The organism is Methylorubrum podarium (assembly GCF_022179745.1).
Taxonomy (GTDB): Bacteria; Pseudomonadota; Alphaproteobacteria; order Rhizobiales; family Beijerinckiaceae; genus Methylobacterium; species Methylobacterium podarium.
In genome coordinates this window covers 1-7,542 of record NZ_BPRD01000498.1, presented here as the reverse complement: position 1 = coordinate 7,542, position 7,542 = coordinate 1, and the positions used below count along the sequence as shown (strand labels likewise).

At 71.4% G+C, this 7,542-nt stretch carries 6 protein-coding genes; all 6 read left to right on the top strand.

Annotated features, from left to right (window positions below; genetic code table 11):
• The coding region (locus MFF42_RS21890; RefSeq protein WP_283950094.1) for an inositol monophosphatase family protein at positions 1 to 527 on the top strand (527 nt) is incomplete at its 5' end.
• 124 nt (positions 528 to 651) lie between these two features.
• Positions 652 to 1,911 carry an aromatic ring-hydroxylating oxygenase subunit alpha gene (locus MFF42_RS21885; RefSeq protein ID WP_238257727.1) on the top strand — a complete coding sequence of 420 codons (1,260 nt, stop codon included), beginning with the start codon at positions 652 to 654 and terminating at the stop codon, positions 1,909 to 1,911.
• Positions 1,912 to 1,914: 3 nt separating this feature from the next.
• Positions 1,915 to 3,048 carry an FAD-binding oxidoreductase gene (locus MFF42_RS21880; protein ID WP_238257725.1) on the top strand — a complete coding sequence of 378 codons (1,134 nt, stop codon included), beginning with the start codon at positions 1,915 to 1,917 and terminating at the stop codon, positions 3,046 to 3,048.
• A 71-nt stretch (positions 3,049 to 3,119) separates the two neighbouring features.
• On the top strand, positions 3,120 to 5,162 hold the full coding sequence (locus MFF42_RS21875) for an NADH:flavin oxidoreductase (RefSeq protein WP_238257723.1): 2,043 nt from the start codon (positions 3,120 to 3,122) through the stop codon (positions 5,160 to 5,162).
• Positions 5,163 to 5,406: 244 nt separating this feature from the next.
• Entirely contained in the window at positions 5,407 to 7,305 is a 1,899-nt protein-coding gene (locus MFF42_RS21870; RefSeq protein ID WP_238257722.1) for a DUF3483 domain-containing protein, read from the top strand.
• Positions 7,302 to 7,511 (top strand): hypothetical protein, encoded by a 210-nt coding sequence (locus tag MFF42_RS21865; RefSeq protein WP_238257720.1) that lies wholly within the window; start codon positions 7,302 to 7,304, stop codon positions 7,509 to 7,511. The genes MFF42_RS21870 and MFF42_RS21865 overlap by 4 nt, the downstream gene beginning before the upstream one ends.
• The last annotated feature ends 31 nt before the right edge of the window (positions 7,512 to 7,542 follow it).

Genomic DNA, 7,542 nt, shown 5'->3' with positions numbered 1-7,542 from the left:
CCTTCGCGGGCTACGAGTTCGAGCACGCCTTCAACGAGACCTGGAGCTTCCGCCAGAACCTCCGCTACTCGTTCAGCGACGCCTTCCAGAACTCCTACCTCAACCAGACCGGCTACGCCGACGCGGCGCAGACGCAGCTGGCGCGCTACCAGTTCCTGACGAGTTCGAAGGTCGGGATCTTCCAGGTCGACAACCAGGCCGAGGCGCGCTTCTTCACCACCGCGCCCGAAGGCTTCACCGGCGCCGACGCGGCGCGCTACCAGCGCCTCGTCGCGCGGACGGCCCTGCGCCGATACGGCGGCGATTGCTACGCCTACGGCCTGCTGGCCTCGGGCCATTGCGACCTGATCGCCGAGACCGGCCTGCAGCCCTACGACGTCATGGCGCTGGTGCCGGTGATCCGGGCGGCGGGCGGGGTCATCACCGACTGGAACGGCGAGGACCTTACCCTCGACTTCGACGGGCGCGTGCTCGCGGCGGCGACCCCGGACCTGCACGCCGAGGCGCTGGCGATCCTGCGGGGGTGAAGCCGCCGGAACCGGCGGTTTCCGCCGCGTCGCGGTTTGCCAAGGGGATGTCGCTGGTGTGGAAGCGACGCGGACCCCGCCGAACAATAATTCCCGAAAGCCAGATACGGCTCGGGAGGTCCCCATGCTCGATGTGACGCCGACCCCGCTGCAGCGCCTCCTGCGCGAGCGTCGCCCCGGCTACACCCTCGCGGCCCCGTTCTATCTCAGCCCCGAGGTGTTCGAGGCCGACATGGAGGTCATCTTCGGGCGCCACTGGATCTATGTCGGCGTCGAGCCCGACGTGCCGGAGGCCGGCGACGTGATGGTCGTCGATATCGGCAAGGCCTCGGTCGCCATCGTGCGCGACGACGACAACGAGATCCGCGCCTTCCACAACGTCTGCCGCCACCGCGGCGCGCGCCTCGTCCACGAGGAGAAGTCCACCGTCGGCAACCTCGTCTGCCGCTACCATTCCTGGACCTACGACCTCACCGGCAACCTCATCCACGCCGAGCATATGGGCCCGGACTTCAACAAGGGCTGCCACGGCCTCAAGCCCGTGCACATCCGCTCGCTCGCCGGCCTGCTCTTCATCTGCCTCGCCGACGAGCCCCCGGCCGATTTCGACGACATGGCCGCGCGGCTCGGCCCCTATCTCGAGCCGCACAACGTGCGCGAGACCAAGGTCGCCTTCCAGAAGGACATCATCGAGCCCGGCAACTGGAAGCTCACGATGGAGAACAATCGCGAGTGCTACCATTGCGGCGCGAACCATCCCGAGCTGACCGTGCCGCTCTTCGCCTACGGCTTCGGCTTCGCCCCCGAGGAGATGGACGAGCACGACCGCGCCAACGCCGAGCGCTACGGCTGCCTGCTCAAGACCCGCCACGCGGAGTGGGAGACCGAAGGGCTGCCCTCGAAGGAGATCGACGAGCTCGACACGATGGTCACGGGCTTCCGCACCGAGCGGCTGCCCCTCGACGGCGACGGCGAGTCCCACACCATCGACACCAAGGCCGCCTGCAGGAAGCTCCTCGGCAACCTCACCAGCGCCAAGGCCGGCGGCCTCTCGGTCTGGACCCAGCCGAATTCCTGGCACCACTTCCTCGGCGACCACATCGTCACCTTCTCGGTGCTGCCGCTCGATGCCGAGCGCTCGCTGCTGCGCACCAAGTGGCTGGTGCACAAGGACGCGGTCGAGGGCGTCGATTACGATCTCGCCAACCTCATCAGCGTCTGGGAAGCGACGAACGATCAGGACAGCGAGCTCGTCGGCATCTGCCAACAGGGCGTGTCGAGCCCGGCCTACGAGCCCGGCCCCTACTCGCCGCACACCGAGATGCTCGTGGAGAAGTTCTGCAACTGGTACGTCGGCCGCATGGCCGCGCATCTGGGGCGCTGAGCCATGGCGTCGGTCCCCGCCTCGGCCGAGCCGGCCGCCGCGCGGCTCGCGGCCTCCGCGCCCTGGGATGCGGAGGCCGACGACGCCCTGGTCTGTCTCGCGGTGCGCGACGAGACGCACGACGTGAAGACCTTCGTGCTCGCCCCGAAGGAACCCCGGCGCTTCGCCTACGCGCCGGGCCAGTTCCTGACCTTCTCCTTCGAGATCGGCACGGACACGATCCACCGCTGCTACACGATCTCCTCGGCGCCGACCCGGCCGAACGCGGTCTCGTTCACCGTCAAGCGCGTGCCCGGCGGCCCGGTCTCGAACTGGCTGCACGACAATCTGAAGCCCGGCGCGGTCGTGCGGGCCCTGGGGCCGATGGGCGAGTTCTCCTGCTTCACCCATCCGGCGAAAAAATACCTGCTCCTGTCGGGCGGCAGCGGCGTGACGCCGATGATGTCGATGGCGCGCACCTTCCACGATCTCGGTGAGGCCCGCGACGTGGCCTTCGTCCACTCCGCCCGCTCGCCCGCCGACATCGTGTTCCGGGGCGAACTGGAGACGATGGCCCGGCTCGATCCCGGCTTCCGCTTCCACGCGGTCTGCGAGACGGATTCCCCGGACGAGGTCTGGGCGGGTCCGAAGGGCCGGCTGTCGCTGGAGATCCTGCGGGAGGCGGTGCCGGACTTCCTCGATCGGGAAATCTTCGTCTGCGGCCCCAAGCCCTACATGGACGCGGTGCGGACCATGCTGAAGGATGCCGGCTTCGACATGGCCCGGCACCATCAGGAGAGCTTCGACTTCGGCGAATTGTCGGAGTCCGAGCAGGCGGCGGCGACGGAGGCCGAGAAGGAACTCGACGCCGGGGCCGCGCCCGCGGGCGGCGTGCGCACCTTCCGGGTGGAGTTCGCCAAGACCCGCCGGGTGCTCGAATGCCCGGAGAACGAGACGGTGCTCGACGCCGCCCGCAAGGCCGGCATCCGCCTGCCCTCCTCCTGCGCCAAGGGCTTGTGCGGCACCTGCAAGTCGAAGCTCACCTCCGGCACCGTCGCCATGACGCATGCCGGCGGCATCCGTCAGCGCGAGATCGATGCCGGCATGGCGCTGCTGTGCTGCTCCAAGCCGACGAGCGACCTCGTCATCGAGCGCTGAGATCCCGCCGCCCGCGGCGGCCGGTCCTCCCAGCGTCCCAAGCTCCCCCCATCGCCTTCGGGAGTCGTCCCGTGATCGCCAATGCCGACGCGCTTCTGAAGCCGCTGACCATCAAGGGCCTCACCATCCGCAACCGGGTGATGTCCACGAGCCACGCCCCCGGCTACGGCCGGGACGGCAAGCCGCAGGAGCGCTACCAGCTCTATCACGCCGAGAAGGCCAAGGGCGGCATCGGGCTCACCATGTTCGGCGGCTCGTCCTCGGTCGCCGTCGACAGCCCCGCCGCGCCCTGGAACCAGATCTCGGTCGCCGACGACTCGGTGATCCCGTACTTCCGGCAATTCGCCGACCGCGTGCACGCGCATGGCGGCAAGCTGATGATCCAGCTCACCCATATGGGCCGGCGCACCAAGTGGGACACCGAGCACTGGCTCCCCACGATCTCGCCCTCCCCCCGGCGCGAGCCCGCCTCCCGCACCATCCCGAAGGAGATGGAGGCGGAGGACATCGCCCGCGTCGTGAAGAGCTTCGCGCAAGCCGCGCGCCGCTGCCGCGAGGGCGGGCTCGACGGCTGCGAGGTCTCCGCCGCCCACGGCCACCTGATCGACCAGTTCTGGTCGCCGTCGGTCAACCAGCGCACCGACAGGTACGGCGGCAGCCTGGAGAACCGGATGCGCTTCGGCATCGAGGTGCTGGAGGCGATGCGCGCCGAGGTCGGCGACGACTACGTCATCGGCATCCGCATGTCCGGCGACGAGATGATCGCCGACGGCCTCAGCCAGGACGACTGCGTCGCGATCGCGTCCGAATACGCCAAGCGCGGGCTCGTCGACTTCCTCAACATCCTCGGCGGCCAGGCGCGCGACCACATCGCCCACGCGATCTCGCTGCCGAACATGTCGTTCCCGGTGGCGCCGTTCCTGTTCCTGCCGAGCGCGATCAAGCGCGAGGTCGACGTGCCGGTCTTCCACGCCCAGCGCGTGACCGACCTCGCCACCGCCGCCCGCGCGGTGGCGGAGGGCCATGTCGACATGGTGGCGATGACCCGCGCCCACATCGCCGACCCGCATCTCGTGAAGAAGCTCTCCGAGGGCCGGGCCGACGACATTCGGCAGTGTGTCGGCGCGGGCTACTGCATCGACCGGATCTATGTCGGCGGCGACGCGCTCTGCATCCAGAACGCCGCCACGGGCCGCGAGGCCACCATGCCGCACGAGATCCGCAAGGCGGATCTGCGCCGCCGCGTGGTGGTGATCGGCGCCGGCCCCGGCGGGCTGGAGGCGGCCCGCGTCTGCGCCGAGCGCGGCCACGCGGTCGTGCTGTTCGAGAAGGGTGCGGCTGCCGGCGGCCAGATCTCGATCGCGGCCAAGGCCGGCTGGCGCGAGGCGATGTCGGGCATCACCCGCTGGCTGGTGTCGCAGGTGACGAAGCTCGGCGTCGATCTGCGCCTCAACACCGAGGCGACGGAAGAGGCTGTGCTCGCGGAAAAGCCCGATGTCGTCATCGTGGCGACCGGCGGCACGCCGTTCCGCGGCCACGCCAAGGGCGCCGAGCAGCACGCGGTCACCACCACCGAGGTGCTGACCGGCGCGGTCGAGCCCACCGGCTCGGTCCTGCTCTACGACGAGATGGGCCAGCACAACGCCGCGTCGGTGGCCGAGCAGCTGGCCAAGCGCGGCTGCCTCGTCGAGATCGCCACCCACGACCGCATGATCGCGGAGGAGGTCGGCACCACCAACCAGCCGATCCACCTGCGCGAATTGTACAAGCTCGGCGTGGTGATGAGCCCGAACATGGAGCTGATCGAGATTTTTCCGGAGGGCAACCGGCTGGTGGCGGCCCTGCGCAACACCATGACGGATGCGGAGGAGGAGCGGGTCGTCGATCGCGTGGTGGTCGATCACGGCACGCTCCCCGTGGACGGGCTCTACCGCGCGCTGAAGGCGTCTTCCGTCAACCACGGCCAGACCGACCAAGACGCGCTGCTGCGCGGCGAGCCGCAGCCCTACGACCTGTCGAAGGGCTACGCCCTCTACCGCATCGGCGACGCGGTGGCCGGCCGCAACATCCACGCGGCGATCTATGACGCCCTCAGGTTGTGCAAGGATCTGTGAGGCGCTGAGCGGCGCCGCGTTCCCCCTCCCCCCTCTGCGGGGGAGGGTGGCCCCCGAAGGGGGTCGGGAGAGGGGAAACCCCGTCGCCGGATCGGTCGCAGCAGCGGACGAGGTGCGCCCCCTCCGGCACCGTCGCTCCCCTCTCCCGCCTGCTCCGCAGGCACCCTCCCCCGCAGAGGGGGGAGGGAGGTGCGGTCGCAGAGAGTGAGTTTCTTAACGTCGCCAAGCCCTTAGGCCCACCGTCATGACCAGCTTCGTGCCCCTGACCACGGTGTTCCCCGGCCTCGTCTGGCTGATGGCGGCGCTCGCCCTCGTCCAGACCGCGCGCCGGGCCGCGCTCTGGCGCGTCGGCGCGGCGGCGCCGGTGGCGTGGCTCGACGGGCTCGCCAAGCTGCCGAAGCGCTACCTCGTCGATGTCCACCACGTCGTGGCGCGCGATCCTTACGCCTCGCGCATGCACGCGGTCGTGGCCGGCGGCCTGCTCGCGTCCTCGATCCTGACCGCCCTGGCGATCCTGCCGCCGCTCGCCGGCTTCCGGCCCTACTGGTTCCTCGTGGCGCTCGCCTTCGGGGTGACGGCCGTCGGTTCGCTCCTCGTTGGCGCCCGGCGCTACCCGGCAAAGCAGAAGCGCCTCTCCGCCGGCCGCTTCCAGATCCTGCCCTTCCTCCTCGTCGCCTACGCCGTCGGCGGCACGCTCACCGCGCTGCTGCTGGCCCTCGGCGGCGGCGGCCTGCTCGGCTCGGTCGCGCTGGCGCTCGCGGCGGCGGGCGGGCTCGGCCTCGCCTTCGAGGTGCGCCACGGCCCGATGCGCCACGCCGCGGCCGGCGCGCTCCACCTCGTCGCCCATCCCCGGCCCGGCCGGTTCGAGGGCTGGCCCGACACCGCGCTGCAGCCCCTCGACCTCGACGCGCCGCGCCTCGGCGCGGAGATGCCCGCCGACTTCACCTGGAACCGGCTCCTCTCCTACGACGCCTGCGTCAGCTGCGGGCGCTGCGAGATCGCCTGCCCGGCCTTCGCCGCCGGCCAGCCGCTCAATCCCAAGAAGCTGATTCAGGATCTCGTCGCCGGCCTCTCCCCGGCCGAGCCTGCTTACGCGGGCAATCCCTATCCCGGCGGCCGGGCGGCGGAGGGCGAGCGCGGGGCGCTGGCCCGGCTGATCGGGCCGGACGCGCGCATCCACCCGGACACGCTGTGGTCCTGCACCACCTGCCGCGCCTGCGTCGAGGAATGCCCGATGATGATCGAGCACGTCGACGCCGTGGTCTCCCTGCGCCGCCACGAGACGCTGGAGCGCGGGGCCTTGCCGGAGAAGGCGGTCGTGCCGGTGACGGAGCTGCGCCAGGCCGGCGATCCCGGCGGGCGCCCGCTGGCGTCGCGCACCGACTTCGCCGCCGGGGTCGAGCTGCCGCGCATCGCCGAGCGTGGCGGGGCCGAGATCCTGCTCTGGCTCGGCGAGGGCGCCTACGATCTGCGCTACGGCCGCTCGCTCCGCGCCCTGGTGCGGCTCTTACGCGAGGCCGGCGTCGATTTCGCGGTTCTGGGGGCGGAGGAGCGCGACACCGGCGACCTCGCCCGGCGCCTCGGCGACGAGGCGACCTTCCAGGCGCTGGCGCGGGAGAACGTCGCGACCCTTCGAAAATACCGCTTCGAGCGGATCGTCACCGCCGACCCGCACGCGCTGCACGCCCTGCGCAACGAGTACCCGGCCATGGGCGGGCGCTACACGGTGGTGCACCACACCGCCTTCCTGCTGGAGCTGATCCGGGCGGGCAAGCTCACCCCCGGCCGCCTGCCGGACCTCTCGGTCACCTATCACGACCCCTGCTACCTCGCCCGCTACAACGGGGAGACCGAGGCGCCCCGCGCCGTCCTCGACGCGATCGGCGTCGCCCGCAGCGAGATGACCCGCTCGGGCCGCCGGGCGATGTGCTGCGGCGGCGGCGGCGGCGCGCCGGTGAGCGACGTGCCGGGCGAGCGGCGCATCCCCGACATCCGCATGGCCCAGGCGGCCGAGACCGGCGCCGGCATCGTCGCCGTCGCCTGCCCCTCCTGCACGGCGATGCTGGAGGGCGTGACCGACCGCAAGGCGGAGATCCGCGACGTGGCCGAATTGCTGCTCCAGGCGGTGGAGGCGGGCCGATGAGCCGCCCGCGCCGCGATCCGAGGGCCGAGCGGGCCTCCCACCGCGTGGCCGGCGAGGGCCCCCGCCCGCGCTACGACCGCACCCGGACGGCCGCCGGTTCCGGACGGCTCCGCCGCAATCCGCGGGCCGAGCGCGCGGCGCAGCGCATCGGCGGCGGGGCGCGGCGGAGCCGTCCGGAACCGGCGGCCGTCCGGGTGCGGTCGTAGCGCGGGCGGGGGCCCTCGCCGGCCACGCGGT

Bases quoted from the DNA above. Each gene is read 5' to 3' on its own strand.
- MFF42_RS21865 (WP_238257720.1), top strand. From the start codon at position 7,302: ATGAGCCGCCCGCGCCGCGATCCGAGGGCCGAGCGGGCCTCCCACCGC.
- MFF42_RS21880 (WP_238257725.1), top strand. From the start codon at position 1,915: ATGGCGTCGGTCCCCGCCTCGGCCGAGCCGGCCGCCGCGCGGCTCGCG.
- MFF42_RS21870 (WP_238257722.1), top strand. From the start codon at position 5,407: ATGACCAGCTTCGTGCCCCTGACCACGGTGTTCCCCGGCCTCGTCTGG.
- MFF42_RS21885 (WP_238257727.1), top strand. From the start codon at position 652: ATGCTCGATGTGACGCCGACCCCGCTGCAGCGCCTCCTGCGCGAGCGT.